The 500-nt window shown below is 72.0% G+C and carries 1 protein-coding gene; it reads right to left on the bottom strand.

The window, feature by feature from the left end; all coding sequences use genetic code 11:
- Positions 1-500 (bottom strand): outer membrane protein (locus ACFSE6_RS18945; RefSeq protein ID WP_388011163.1); only part of this gene is annotated, 500 nt, incomplete at both ends.

Below are 500 nucleotides of genomic sequence, written 5' to 3' on the forward strand. Positions count from 1 at the left end.
CGACCGCGGTCTTGCTGTCGCGGCCGACGCCGCGCACGCGGACTTCACGATCGGCGTAGGCCACGCCGGCCGCGCCGTAGACCAGGAAGCGGTCGAAGGCGTAGCCGATGCGGGCGCGGGTCGCGCCGGTCCAGTCAGTCTGGGTCCGGCCGCGGAGGCCCAGGACGCTGCGGCTGGCGTCGATGTCGGCGTAGTTGAAGTCGGTCTCGATGCCGAGCACGACCGGCGAGCCGTCGAGCTGGAAGTTGTAGCCGGCGTAGGCGCCGACCACGAAGCCGTCCGGGCTGGAGCGCACCCGCCCGCCGAGGGCGCGGAACTTGGCGTCGCCCCAGCTGTAGCCGGCCTGCAGGCCGATATACGGGCCGGTCCAGGTGAAGGACGGCACGATGACGGACGGTGCGGGCTCATAGGCGGGCAGGTCCGCCGCGAAGGCGGAGGTGGCGAGAAGCGCCGCTGCGGCGGCGACGGTGGAGCGCAGGAACATTCTGTAAAACCCCGTG

Origin of the sequence: Georgenia deserti (assembly GCF_042680605.1) — a bacterium.
Taxonomy (GTDB): domain Bacteria; phylum Actinomycetota; class Actinomycetes; order Actinomycetales; family Actinomycetaceae; genus Allobogoriella; species Allobogoriella deserti.